Raw genomic sequence first — 12,796 nt, 5'->3', positions numbered from 1 at the left:
AGTTTGTGTTCAACTTTTACTTTGATGTGAAATTACTTGCGTAAGATTTTGGCAGTCTTTTAACACCTTTTGGTATTTCAATTATATATTTAGCACTGCGTTTTTTGCGTAGGATATTGCTTTTTCCAGGGAATCAAACTTTAATACAACCTGTTTTTTAGGATTTTTCGAACCAGCCCATCCCATCAGAGGTTCAATGTAGTAAGAATCAGGCTCAGTTTTGAGGTACCAAAAACGTGTATTACCCAAACCAGATTGCGTTGCGGTTTTTGTTGGTTTGTAGATCTTAAAAACTACTTTATTATCAGTGCTCATAGTGTTTATATATACCTAAATAAACCGTTGCACAATTCCTTTTCCCTTGAAAACATTCAAATAGCTTTTACAAATTCACAAATCAATGTTAAATAAAGGTATAAACACAATAAAGAGAAGAAATGATTGAACTTAAAGGACCAGAAATCTGTGCAAGTGGAAATAAGAAAAATTTAATTGTTTGTTTACATGGCTGGGGCTCAAGTGGTGATAACTTCGTTCATCTTGCTAAAGTTATGAGCAAGTCTTTGCCTGATTCATGTTTTGTAGCGCCCAATGCTCCATTTGAAAGGGAAATAGGTGACGGTTATCAATGGTTCAGCTTGGAAGATCGCAGTGAAGAGGCGCTATACAATGGAGTAAAGAAGGCTACGTCAATAGTAAATCACTTTATTGATATGAAATTAAAAGAGCTTAACTTGAATGATACACAGCTTTCTTTAGTTGGGTTTTCGCAAGGAGCAATGCTTGCGATACATACAGCTCTTACCCGTGCTCAGTCTTGTGCGTCGGTTGTTGCATATTCTGGTAGGTTTCTTTCACCTGCAAAAGTTGCGCCAGAAATCAAATCAAAGCCCAACGTGTGCGTTATTCATGGCGATGCTGATGATGTAGTGCCTTTTTCTTCTCTTGACTTGGCAGTTAAAGCTCTGAAGGAAAATGGAATAAATGTCGAAGGACACCCAATTCATGGATTAGAACATATTATTAATGAAGAAGGAATAAAATTAGGTGTAGAATTTATTAAGAAAAATTTCAAAAACTAATTTTCATGCACTTATTTTGTTTTGGCTATGGATATGTAGCTAAATTTCTGTCGAAAAAGTTACTGAGTTTAGGTTGGAAAATTAGTGGTACTTCAAGGAATCAGGATGTACAGAATGTTAGCCTCCTCAATTACGATAAAGTAAGAGAAGATACGTTTCAAGATGTAACGCATGTTTTAGTTTCCATTCCACCAGATGGTGATGATGTGCTAGAGAGGTATGGTCATTACTTTCAAAATATCAAATGGCTTGGTTACTTGTCCGCAACTAGTGTCTATGGTGATCATGCTGGTGATTGGGTTACAGAAGAATCTGAAACAAGACCTATAGAAAGTAGAGGAAAAAGTCGCCTTAGATCCGAAAAGAAATGGCTAAATAGCAAATTACCTGTACATATTTTTCGTTTGGCTGGAATATACGGGCCTGGTAGAAACGTGTTAGTTGACTTACGACTTAACAAAGCAAGGAATATACAAAAAGAAGGACATCTTTTTTCTCGCATTCATGTTGAAGATATATCGAATATTCTATTTTCTTCCATGCAGAATATAAAACCTAGTGAAATATACAATTGTGCGGATGATTTACCTGCTACACAATCTGAAGTGGTGACATACGCAGCAAAACTTTTAAATGTTAGCATTCCAGAGCCAACAGAGGTTTCTTTATTGCCTGATTATACACAGAGTTTTTATTTAGGATCAAAAAAGTAAGTAATGCTAAAATTAAAAGGGATCTTGGCATCTCTCTGATTTACCCTAACTATAAGGTAGGGCTGAAGATGTTGAAGATTACATACAATGGAAACCCATAGCCCCCTTTATCTGTCATCCCAGTAGCGGACACTGGGATCTCTATAATGGTGTCATTCCAGTGCCCCCTAGGGTGTCATCCCAGTGCGTGACACTGGCCTTAACTTTATAAACTATATAAATATAAAAACTTAGATTCCAGTGCTCCCTAGGGTGTCATCCCAGTGCCCAGACACTGGGATCTATAGCTAACACAAGAAAGGTTTCCCACGTCATACCGCCGCGGTATCTCAGCCGCTAACACGTAGCGGGATGACGGTGGCTACAAACATTAAAAAATTCACCAAATCGAAAAAAAGGCAAAAGAATCCCCGTGATGCGAGTTTTGACCCTATAATACTGTAACTTGGCGCTGTAATAATGTGCTGACGCTTAGTTTAAGCGCGATTTTGGCTGCATGTGAAAAAATTTAAAAGACATGTAGCCCCAATAATTTATATAATCCGCCAATAAATACCTTAAGTTTTTTACTAAATTTTTGTCATTGATCCTGCAGGTCAAAAACAAGTTTTGAGTCAGAAATACCCTAATTACCATGATAATAAGATTGGCGGGGGTTGTCAAGGAGTTTTTATGCCAGTTAGCTATACCAATTCACATTCAGCAAAAAAGAAAGCTATTTCCCTACTAGCATTTTCCAGACTATCTGAACCGTGAACTCTGTTTTCACTAATATCATCAGCAAAATCGCCTCTGATTGTGCCTTTATCTGCCTGCTTTGGATCTGTAGCCCCCATGATTTGTCTGTATTTACTTACTGCATTTTCACCAACTAAAACTTGAACTATCACAGGCCCAGAGGTCATAAATTCCACTAACTCTCCAAAAAAAGGCCTATCTTTATGAATTTCATAAAACAGCTCTGCTTGTTTTTTCGTCAATAACATCATCTTTTGTGCTATAATTTTTAGTCCGGATTTTTCGATATAGGAGTTTATATTACCTGTAATATTATTTCTTACTGCATCAGGTTTTAATATCGAAAGTGTTCTCTCAATTGCCATGTTATTTCCTCATATAAGATCGTATATTTATCTTATTGTAAATTTTGATTTCATAAAAGTGGTTTTTTATTTATAGTTAAGAATAAGCCATCAAGGAGGTATTATATGGGTTACTGTCGTAAAAAACTAGCAAATAACCTTAAGTCATCAATTTTTTGCGGGACAAAAGGATTTTTGACTTTCAGCTTGGCTTTTTTGAGCTATTTGGAATATAGCGCACATCGTAATACAGAATTAAAAAAAGGTGCTGCCTTTGCGATGAAAAGGAACACCATTCCATTTCTTGAAATGGCCATCATAGCGCCATTTGTTTGTTTTGCGCTGCCAGCTATGATAGGTAGTATAAGTCTCATGCAGTGTGCATTTGTATGTGCTGCGTTGATGATTGCCACATGTTTTATTGTCAGAACTTTTAATCTACGTGAGAAGTTAATGGAAAAAATCACTAGCCATAGTAGAGAAGAAATAGATGGGGAGTTTAAAAAGGATACTATAAAATTTCCTATTTTTGGTCAAAATAGGAAACACATTGAGTATAATTCGCCTAATCAGGGACAATCGCCAAACAAAACAAGTAGCGTATCGTTTCTTACAGTTTTACTTTTCCCTCTAAAGGTCCTTGTAAAGATTCTCCAAAGTTGTATCATGATAACTTTAGCTGCTGTTGAACTTCTTGAAGCAGTGCCAAGTTTTTGTGTTGATCTAGTTTTCGACAGAAGTTCTTTTGCATCTACAAAAAGTAACCTGCAGAGGTCTGGCCACTTATTGTATGCTAGTATGAGAAATTTAGTGCCCGTAACTAAACTCGACGAGTGTGTAGCTAATTCTATAGGTACTCCAAAAGTAACTTGTTGTAGTAGTGCGTAGGTGAAAAGGGCAATTGTCTTATTTAACCTTGGCGGGCCTAATTCACTCAGTGCGGTCCGCCCTTTCTTATTTAACCTTTTTTATGATAAGAGAATAATTAATTTGCCGAATCCTCTTCGGTTTCTTTTGGCAAAGTTTATATCTGCAAAACGAGAAAATACTGCATGCAAAATATATGAGCAGATAGGAGGTAAATCACCGATTCTGGAGAATACGAAAGCACAGGCTGAAACTTTAGAACGCACATTAAATGAGAACCAATATCATGAGTATAGAGTATTCGTTTGTATGCGTTATTGGCATCCATTTGCTGATGAAGTTGTCAAAAGTGTAAAGCAGTTTGATCCTGACGAAGTAGTTCTGCTGCCACTTTATCCACAATATTCAACTACTACAACTTTATCATCTGTTGAAAATTGGCAAAAGAACACTAAAAAGCATGACCTAAAATGCAATATAAAAACAATTTACCACTACTACGATAATCAAGACTTCATTGAAGCTCATGCTAACTTGATAACTAAGTACTATAAATTAGCCAGCAGAATTGATAAGCCAAGAGTCCTGTTTTCAGCCCATAGCTTACCTCTCAGTGTCATTGAGAAAGGCGATCCTTACGCCTTGCAGGTAGAGGAAACAGTAAAATTAATAGTAGAAAGATTAAATATCAAAAACCTTGACTGGGTAATATGCTATCAGAGTAAGATTGGTCCCGTAAAATGGCTAGAGCCGAGCACTGAAAGAGAGTTATTACGCGCGAAAGTTGATGGTATGCCTGTGGTTTTGTCACCTATATCTTTTGTTTCTGAGCATTCAGAAACGCTTGTTGAACTTGATATGGAATATAAAGCAATTATTAAGGATGGATATTACTTTCGTGTACCAACTCTTGGTACTGATTCTTTGTTTATTAAGTGCCTGGTCGACTTATGCATAAATTGTTCTTAAAATTTTAATTTACAACACTTTTCTTTTGAAATTGTATATGATAGAATAGTAAAAAGTTATTATTTTGTTAGCTATTTATGCCGGATAGGCTAAGAAAGAAACCAAACACGTTTGCACAAAAGGTACACGATGCTTACGATTATAATGTCAGGAAGGTAATCTGTATCACAACGGGTTTAACAGCCTTGTTGTGTAAGATTTCACTACAATTTTGTTGCGAGTTTATTGACAATAATAGATCCAATATCTTTTTTATACGGAATGTTGCTCGATGGGTAAAGTTTCCAACGTCTATTCTGTATATTGCTCATTCTGCATTTACTTTACATGACTTAATCAAGGATTGCAGAGATCCTAAGGGTAAAAAAGAATTAGCAAAAATTGTGGGTAAATCTGCTGGTCTTGCAAGTAGCACTATAGAAGCGTTGATGATGTTGAGAGTCTTCCATCTCTTAACCGGAGGTAATGCAAGTGCAATAAGTCATATTTACTTGACATCAACTGTCCTATTTTTGTTTATTTCGGAACCTATAAGCTATTATTATACATACAAAAAATATCAAAAAGTGCATAAAGAATATCAAGATGCATGTAGAAAGTACGCAAAAGGTACTGATGAATTTACGAAATGTGAAGCTGAGCTTGCTAAGCGCAGGAAGGACCTCATTGTCAGCACATTAACTTTGTCATTAGGTTTGTTAAACTTCATATTAAGAAGAATAGAAATTACAACCATACCGATAGACTTAGGTAATGGTGTAATCTATAATTTCAATTTAAGCGTAACGATCAGCATAATATATAGCACAGTATTTCTGGTAGTCCAGCTTGACAGACTATTCAATCAACCTATCAATGATGACCCTTCCACTGAGCTTGACAGTACTAACCATCAGGTTTACCGTGATACAAACAGTAATCTGCCAGTAGAGCAGTACTAGAGAGCCACAGGTATTTAAGAAATTTACTAAATGGGAAAAAAGGCAAAAGAAACCCCGAGTAGCGAGTTTTGACCCTCTAATAATGTAATTTGGCGCTGTAATAATGTGCTGACGCTTAGTTTAAGCGCGATTTTGGCTGCATGTGAAAAAATTCAAAAGACATGCAGCCCCAATAAATACCTTAAGTTTTTTACTAAATTTTTGTCATTGAACCCGCGCGGATCAAAAACAAGTTTTGAGTCAGAAATACCCTTAGTAGTATGATAATAAGATTAGCGGGGTTTGTCAAGGAGTTTTTATGGCATAGCGTCACGTGCTGGGGTGACATTTAGGAGTATGTTTTTCACTTTTAAAAACCCTAATAAATTTATTAGTTTGTTATATGTTTCTTTTCATGTATAAAATTGTAGCAAGTTTGTACGAAAGGTTGTTTTATGAGCAAAATTATAGAAATCAGAGCACCAAAAACTCTAGGTGGTGAGTCGGTTACGGAAGGTATAGTCAAAATAAAGAAAAGTATCGGCGAAGCAATAAAAGTAGATGACTTGATCTTTGAAATTGAGACTGACAAAACAGCACTCGAATTAACTGCAGAAGCTTCGGGGCAAATAACTGAATTTCTTGTAAAAGAGGATGATGTAATAAGCCCAGATCAATTATTGGCAAAACTTTCCGTAGGGGAGGTAAAAGAAGAGATAAAAAAAGAAGACAAAAGCGAAAGTCCTGCTAAAAAAGACGCTCCGTCAGCTTGCAAAATTATGGAAGAAAATGCAATTAATGCAGAAAGTGTCAAAGGAACTGGCATGGGAGGCAGAGTAACAAAGGCAGATGTGATAGGCCACATGAACAAAGCAGAACAGCCTGCAATAAAACAATACGAATTGCCAAAAAGTGTAGTGAGTGGAGAGCAAAGAGAGGAACGAGTAAAAATGAGCAAAATAAGACAAGTAATTGCTGCTCGTTTGAAGGCATCGCAAAATACTGCTGCAATACTGACCACGTTCAATGAAATTGACATGAAAAATGTCATGGATCTAAGAGCAAAATATAAGGACACTTTTGAAAAAAAATATGGAATAAAACTTGGTTTTATGTCGTTTTTTATAAAGGCAGCGGTGCAAGCACTGAAAGAGATCTCTGAAATTAACGCTGAAATCTCAGGCGATGAGATCATATATAAACATTACTATGACATAGGTGTTGCTGTTGGCACCGATAAAGGTCTTGTTGTACCAGTTATTCGGGATGCTGATCAGATGTCATTTGCCGAAATCGAATTGACCTTGGCTGCTCTTGGCAAAAAGGCACGAGAAGGCAAGTTACAAGTGTCAGAAATGGAAGGTGCAACATTCACCATCTCAAATGGCGGAGTATACGGTTCACTCCTTTCCACTCCGATCATAAACCCTCCGCAATCTGGAATACTTGGCATGCATTCAATACAAAACAGACCAGTTGCTGTAGGTAATACAGTGGAAATCAGACCTATGATGTACATTGCCCTCTCCTACGACCACAGAATAGTTGACGGCAAAGGAGCAGTAACCTTCCTCGTTAAGGTAAAAAATTACATAGAAGACCCAAATAGATTAGTTTTGGAAGTTTAGCTCAAAAGTTGTCATTGCGGTACATATAATCGTTAATCTGCTTAGAATAGGTTTAAGATGTATGATCCCAGAGTGTGATGGTACGGGTTTAGTATAAACAGCTCAGGAGCACTGTAACCATATAAATTCAAAAGGGATGAGAGTTTTGCTATAATCTCAGTTCTAACGATTTTCCTCTACCACGATTTATATATGCCCTTAAAAAATCCTTTCCATGAGAAGTGATAAATGATAAGTTGTTAATAGCAGATTATTGTTAATAAGATTATGTGTTTTAGTTTACCTAGTATAAACAAAGAAGGTTATCTGTTTATACTAGTTTCTTTTGTGATAACATGTATAGCATTTTCTATATCTTGGGGATTTGGGGTTACATGCTTGTTTCCAACATTATTATGTACTTATTTCTTTCGTGATCCAGCAAGGGTTGTGCCAGGCAATAAGGATCTTATACTAAGTCCTGCTGATGGTGTGATTTCAAAAATTGAAGAAGTGAGTTACCCTTTATCAGCGGAAAATGAAGAGGAGAAGAAATTCACACTTGTTAGTATATTTCTAAGTGTTTTGGACGTGCATGTGAATCGTGTGCCAATATCTGGTACAGTAAAAGAAATGCACTATAAGGAAGGCAGGTTTGTATCTGCAATGAGCAATAGATCTAGCAATGAAAATGAAAAGCAAGTTATTGTAGTTGAGTATGAAAAGGAAAAAGAGATTATTGTAGAACAAATAGCTGGGTTAATTGCGCGTCGTATTGTGTGTAATGTGAAAGTGTCCCAAAATGTAAAAGCAGGTGAAAGGTTTGGAATTATAAGGTTTGGCAGTAGAGTAAATATTTACGTTCCTGCTGATATAGAAATAAGGGTCTCAGAAGGACAAACTGTCGTTGGTGGTGAAACAATTATAGCAAACTTGAATAAAGAAAATGCTCAAGAAAAACTTACTTTTGATGTTATATAATGGCAGGCTCTCTACCTGTTGCTAAGTTATTCCCAAATTTTATAACTTTATTGGGTTTATGCTCTGGTCTCACTTCACTTAAATTTACATTTAACGAACAGTGGGAGTTTGCAGTAATTTTTATTATCATTGCAGCAATTATAGATGGAATGGATGGCAGAATAGCCAGAATTCTAAAATCAACTAGCGATTTTGGAGCGCAACTTGATTCTTTTGCGGATTTTCTTAACTTCGGTGCAGCTCCTGCATTTCTTTTATATTTTTGGAAGTTAAAAGAAATCAAAGTTGTAGGGTGGATCTTAGTAATGATATACGTAATCTGCATCTCGATAAGACTTGCAAGGTTTAATGTCTTGTTAAATGCAGAACGACTTTACTGGGAAAAGTTTTTCTTTTCTGGTGTTCCAGCTCCAGTATGTGCTTTACTTTCTTTGTTGCCAATAATTATTACCTTTCAATCTCATGAAAGTGAATATCTACTTCTTATGGAACAGTTTTTTAACACAAGAAATACGGCTTATTACTTCCTGGCTATTTCATTTTTTTCGATAAGTCACATTCCAACCTTCTCCGCAAAATATATTTATGTTCCCAAGAGCCTATCTTATATATTTGTATCATTTTTCGGAGTATTTATCGTATTTTTTGTCAGTAAGCCTTGGGTTACTCTACCAATTTTAAGTGTAGTGTATATACTTACTATTCCGATAAGTACTGGGCTTTATATATATTACACGTATAAAGCTCGTTAGCTATATAAAAAGTAGTATGATTGTAGAAATAAGTGAACTGTTAAATTCATTTCTGTATGTAAAGATATTTAACGTTCCATTTATAATTATTTGGGTAATCGCAACCGGGGTTTTTTGTACGGTTAGGTTCAGGTTTATCAATTTTCGATTGTTCAAATATGGAATACAAACATTATTCAACATAAAATGTAATGGTAATAACAATGGCATAATCACTCATATTCAAGCGTTTGCAACAGTAATTTCAGGAACAGTTGGTCTTGGAACAATATCAGGAGTTGCAATAGCTATTACAATAGGGGGGCCGAGTGCGATTTTTTGGATGATAGTGACTGGAATACTGGGTATGTCAATTAAATTTGCTGAAGTCGTGCTTGCATTCACTTATCGCTCTGAAAATACAACTGGTGGAGCTTTTTATTACATGAAGTACGGGCTTGCAAAGATTGGATTTGCAAAAACTGGCAGATTCCTTGCATTTACTTATGCGATTATGTTGCTTATTGCGATGATTTTGGGCGGTATACCATTTCAAGCGAACCAGATGGCAGCGTTGTCAAACAACCTTTTTGAATACAACGCATCTATCATTATATCACTACTTGTTTTAGTTGTAATACTGGGAGGAATAAAGCGCATTGCTTTCGTTTCAACAGCCTTAGCGCCAATTATGATAATGCTATATATAGGCATGTGTATATATTTAATTTGTGTAAACGGAAGTAATTTGCTGAATGCCTTATCTATAATATTTCAAGACATCTTCAACAAGTCAGCTATAGGAGGTGGGATATTGAGCGGATTAATAGCCGGAGTAAGAAGATCAGTGTTTGCTAACGAAGCAGGTACTGGAACAGCGGCTATAGCACATTCAGCTGTTAAAGAGGAAAATCCAATTAAAGTTGGGTGCGTTGCAATGATTGCACCATTTGTAGACACGATATTAGTCTCATTTTTGACTGGCATTGTGATAATTATCACTGGTATGCATAGCACTAATAACGTGGGCGATATTACGTTAGTTAGCTCGGCATTTTCAACAGCCTTGCCTTTGTTCAGCAAGTTAGTTTTTCCGCTAATAATGTTTTCCTTTGCATTTTCTACAATAATAGCTTATTATTACTACTGTGAAGTTGCCTTGTTGTACTTGTTTGGTAACAAAAAAGTATTGATATTGTTCCAAGTTCTTATAGTGGGTTCAGTGTATATCAGTTGTATGTCAAAAGATATAGAATTTATATCTTACTTAGGTGATAGTTTATTTATGTGCCTTATGGTTCCAAATGCTGTTGCGATATATCTACTGAGAAAGGAAGTTTTGAATACGATAGATTCTTATTACAATTCTAAAAGGTATTAAACATGATTTGTAGATTACTTTGTGTAGTATTATTTTCTCTATTGTTTAATGATGTGCATGCTACTTCGGGTTTTCACGAAAGTTATGACGCTGTGTTGAATGGAATAAATAACTTCATGAATGAAGTACTGTTTTTCAAGATTTTCTATGTGCCGTTCATAATTCTTCTACTGGCTTTTGGTTATGTGTTTCTAACATTACGTTTCAAATTTCTCAATATAAGAATGTTCAAGCATGCGTTTGCTATTTTGTGCGGAAAATATGATACCAATCACCACGATGGTCACATTACGCATTTTCAGGCATTTATGACTGCACTTTCAAGCACGGTAGGTCTTGGAACTGTTGCTGGTGTTGCCATTGCAGTCTCAATGGGAGGACCAGGAGCAGTGCCTTGGATGATGATTACAGGCTTTTTTGGTATGTCAGCAAAATTTGCTGAAGTGACTTTGGCATTCAGGCACAGAACAGAAGACCAGGCACAGTTATTTAGTGGGCCCTTTCAATATATAAGGAATGGGCTGAAGGAATTTGGATTTAAGAAGCTTGGTATTGTCTTAGCTGCAGTATATGCAGTGTTTTTTATATTATCTGGTCTTGGTGGAAGTGTGGCATTTCAAACCAACCAAATGGTTTCAATATTATCTGGCTATTCAAACTGGGTGGATAGTCATCCTTGGTTTCTCTCTTCCATAATTTCTGTGTTGCTTGCTCTAGTGATTATCGGTGGAATTAGAAGGATAGCGAGAGTGTCTTCCGCGTTAGTGCCTGTTATGTCACTCATATATGTTTTGAGTTGTATCACGATCATTGCATTTAATATTCACAACTTTAGCAATGCATTTAAAATATTATTTTCTAACATGATAGACTTCAATGCCGTTGGTGGAGGAGTAGTAGGAGCATTTGTTGCTGGAATTCAAAGGGCGGTTTTTGCCAGCGAAGCAGGTGTTGGTTCAGCTTCAATTACTCATGCAGTGGCTAAAGATGAGGAGCCAGTTAGAACTGGACTAGTTGCGATGATAGAACCATGCTTTGATACAATGCTAATTTGTTGTTTAACGGGAATAACAATAGTAATAACAGGTGCATACCAAACTGGCGTTGGCGAGGGGATATTGATTACTCAAAAAGCATTTGAAACAGTTTCTTCTTGGTTTCCTATACTTTTAACCGTAGCTGCGCCTTTGTTTGCGTTTTCTTCAGTAATTTCGTTTGTATATTGCTGTGAAATGGGATGGCTCTATTTGTTTGGTGCAAATAGTATAGTAGTGTACCGCATATCGGTAATAATTGTGGCATTTTTCTCTGGTCTTTCTAAAGATATCATGGCTATTGCCAATATTGGTGGAACTTTATTCTCTTGTTTAGCTCTCATCAACATGACAGCGCTCATACTTTTTAGTAATCAGATTAACAATGAAGTTCAATGCTACCTAAAGAGGTTGAAGAATAACAAGATTAATTAGGTTCTTGGTGCAAGTGTCAGTTAAAAAAAATAGATGAAGATGCTAATCTTTGGTGTCATCCCAGTGCCCAGACACTGGGATCTAGAAAACTTAATTTCAAATGAATATGCTAGATGGTTGTATAATAAGAACTGGATTCCAGTGTCACGCACTGGGATGACAAGAGAGAGGATGCTAGAATGATTGAGAGGTACGTAATCCTTATACTATCCTACATATTAGGTTCAATACCGTTTAGCTTAATTATTACAAAAATAAAAGGAATAGATTTAAGAGAAGTAGGTTCAGGAAATATTGGCGCTACAAACGTTGCAAGGACAGGAAATAAATTTCTTGCTGCCCTGGCGTTACTTCTGGACTCATTTAAAGGATTCATTGCAGTTTATATAGCACAACAATTTTTTAATAATAATGATCTATGCATATATGCATCTGCAATTTTAGCAGTTCTAGGGCATATGTTTCCTGTATGGCTGAAGTTCAGTGGAGGAAAGGGAGTTGCAACAACTTTGGGAATTTTGATAGCACTTAATATTCCTACAGCGTTAGTATTTGTATTTGTTTGGCTAGCAATGTTTTTTACCTTTCGATACTCTTCCCTTGCTTCCTTGGCAGCTACTACAGCAGCTGTTGCAACATCTCTCTTTTTTCAAAAAGACTTATTTCTCGCACTATTAATTATCGCACTATTAATTTTCTTAAAGCACTACAGAAATATTGCGAATCTTCTGCAAGGCAAGGAATACAAGTTTTACAAACGATAGCGCCCCTTTGGTTCTATAGCTAAAGGTTATGAAAGGGAGGAAGAAAGCTTTCTTCCTCCTGTTTGACTTTTGGATGCTTCTTATCAAGCCTCTCTGTTTCGTTGAGTACCCGCCTCTAAGTCTAGTACATCTAGTTTATAATTAGGTTTTGGGAACGCTACTTCTATAATATAGCCAATAGTAATTCCAACTGCTGCCACTGCTACTGCGGCTGCCACTCCGGCTGCTAC

11 protein-coding genes and 3 pseudogenes are annotated in these 12,796 nt (G+C 36.3%); 12 read left to right on the top strand and 2 right to left on the bottom strand.

Features of this window, described 5'->3' with window-relative positions:
• Positions 1 to 16: 16 nt before the first annotated feature.
• A pseudogene (locus HET73_RS03140) lies at positions 17 to 315 on the bottom strand (NADH dehydrogenase ubiquinone Fe-S protein 4).
• A gap of 122 nt (positions 316 to 437) precedes the next feature.
• Between HET73_RS03140 and HET73_RS03135 the strand changes: the two are divergent.
• Positions 438 to 1,082 carry an alpha/beta hydrolase gene (locus HET73_RS03135; protein ID WP_174132762.1) on the top strand — a complete coding sequence of 215 codons (645 nt, stop codon included), beginning with the start codon at positions 438 to 440 and terminating at the stop codon, positions 1,080 to 1,082.
• Between the two features lie 5 nt (positions 1,083 to 1,087).
• Positions 1,088 to 1,896, top strand: a pseudogene (locus HET73_RS03130) (SDR family oxidoreductase).
• A gap of 582 nt (positions 1,897 to 2,478) precedes the next feature.
• Here HET73_RS03130 and ndk read toward each other — a convergent pair.
• On the bottom strand, positions 2,479 to 2,898 hold the full coding sequence (gene ndk / locus HET73_RS03125; RefSeq protein WP_174132764.1) for a nucleoside-diphosphate kinase: 420 nt from the start codon (positions 2,896 to 2,898) through the stop codon (positions 2,479 to 2,481).
• Between the two features lie 105 nt (positions 2,899 to 3,003).
• Here ndk and HET73_RS03120 point away from each other — a divergent pair, with 105 nt between their 5' ends.
• From HET73_RS03120 to plsY, 10 genes and pseudogenes are all read left to right on the top strand, one after another.
• On the top strand, positions 3,004 to 3,765 hold the full coding sequence (locus HET73_RS03120) for a hypothetical protein (RefSeq protein ID WP_174132765.1): 762 nt from the start codon (positions 3,004 to 3,006) through the stop codon (positions 3,763 to 3,765).
• Positions 3,766 to 4,713, top strand: a complete 948-nt coding sequence (hemH, locus tag HET73_RS03115) for a ferrochelatase (protein WP_174132766.1) — start codon at positions 3,766 to 3,768, stop codon at positions 4,711 to 4,713.
• Between the two features lie 77 nt (positions 4,714 to 4,790).
• Entirely contained in the window at positions 4,791 to 5,654 is an 864-nt protein-coding gene (locus tag HET73_RS03110) for a hypothetical protein (RefSeq protein WP_174132767.1), read from the top strand.
• Between the two features lie 434 nt (positions 5,655 to 6,088).
• Positions 6,089 to 7,261, top strand: a complete 1,173-nt coding sequence (odhB, locus tag HET73_RS03105; RefSeq protein ID WP_174132768.1) for a 2-oxoglutarate dehydrogenase complex dihydrolipoyllysine-residue succinyltransferase — start codon at positions 6,089 to 6,091, stop codon at positions 7,259 to 7,261.
• A gap of 267 nt (positions 7,262 to 7,528) precedes the next feature.
• Positions 7,529 to 8,221 carry a phosphatidylserine decarboxylase gene (locus HET73_RS03100; RefSeq protein ID WP_174132769.1) on the top strand — a complete coding sequence of 231 codons (693 nt, stop codon included), beginning with the start codon at positions 7,529 to 7,531 and terminating at the stop codon, positions 8,219 to 8,221.
• Positions 8,221 to 8,973 carry a CDP-alcohol phosphatidyltransferase family protein gene (locus tag HET73_RS03095; protein WP_174132770.1) on the top strand — a complete coding sequence of 251 codons (753 nt, stop codon included), beginning with the start codon at positions 8,221 to 8,223 and terminating at the stop codon, positions 8,971 to 8,973. Before HET73_RS03100 ends, HET73_RS03095 begins: the two co-directional genes overlap by 1 nt.
• 16 nt (positions 8,974 to 8,989) lie before the next feature.
• Positions 8,990 to 10,333 carry an alanine/glycine:cation symporter family protein gene (locus HET73_RS03090; RefSeq protein ID WP_174134003.1) on the top strand — a complete coding sequence of 448 codons (1,344 nt, stop codon included), beginning with the start codon at positions 8,990 to 8,992 and terminating at the stop codon, positions 10,331 to 10,333.
• A gap of 2 nt (positions 10,334 to 10,335) precedes the next feature.
• On the top strand, positions 10,336 to 11,802 hold the full coding sequence (locus HET73_RS03085; protein WP_174132772.1) for an alanine/glycine:cation symporter family protein: 1,467 nt from the start codon (positions 10,336 to 10,338) through the stop codon (positions 11,800 to 11,802).
• A gap of 54 nt (positions 11,803 to 11,856) precedes the next feature.
• Positions 11,857 to 11,973 (top strand): annotated as a pseudogene (locus HET73_RS03080) (WPE palindromic element domain-containing protein); the annotation flags it as partial.
• An 11-nt stretch (positions 11,974 to 11,984) separates the two neighbouring features.
• On the top strand, positions 11,985 to 12,566 hold the full coding sequence (plsY, locus tag HET73_RS03075) for a glycerol-3-phosphate 1-O-acyltransferase PlsY (protein ID WP_174132774.1): 582 nt from the start codon (positions 11,985 to 11,987) through the stop codon (positions 12,564 to 12,566).
• The last annotated feature ends 230 nt before the right edge of the window (positions 12,567 to 12,796 follow it).

The sequence above is a fragment of the Wolbachia endosymbiont of Atemnus politus genome (assembly GCF_013309895.1).
Note: the sequence above shows the minus strand (reverse complement) of the source record. Positions and strands in the feature narration are given on the sequence as shown.

Bases quoted from the DNA above. Each gene is read 5' to 3' on its own strand.
- HET73_RS03135 (WP_174132762.1), top strand. From the start codon at position 438: ATGATTGAACTTAAAGGACCAGAAATCTGTGCAAGTGGAAATAAGAAA.
- ndk (WP_174132764.1), bottom strand. From the start codon at position 2,898: ATGGCAATTGAGAGAACACTTTCGATATTAAAACCTGATGCAGTAAGA.
- HET73_RS03120 (WP_174132765.1), top strand. From the start codon at position 3,004: ATGGGTTACTGTCGTAAAAAACTAGCAAATAACCTTAAGTCATCAATT.
- HET73_RS03110 (WP_174132767.1), top strand. From the start codon at position 4,791: ATGCCGGATAGGCTAAGAAAGAAACCAAACACGTTTGCACAAAAGGTA.
- odhB (WP_174132768.1), top strand. From the start codon at position 6,089: ATGAGCAAAATTATAGAAATCAGAGCACCAAAAACTCTAGGTGGTGAG.
- HET73_RS03100 (WP_174132769.1), top strand. From the start codon at position 7,529: ATGTGTTTTAGTTTACCTAGTATAAACAAAGAAGGTTATCTGTTTATA.
- HET73_RS03095 (WP_174132770.1), top strand. From the start codon at position 8,221: ATGGCAGGCTCTCTACCTGTTGCTAAGTTATTCCCAAATTTTATAACT.
- HET73_RS03090 (WP_174134003.1), top strand. From the start codon at position 8,990: ATGATTGTAGAAATAAGTGAACTGTTAAATTCATTTCTGTATGTAAAG.
- HET73_RS03085 (WP_174132772.1), top strand. From the start codon at position 10,336: ATGATTTGTAGATTACTTTGTGTAGTATTATTTTCTCTATTGTTTAAT.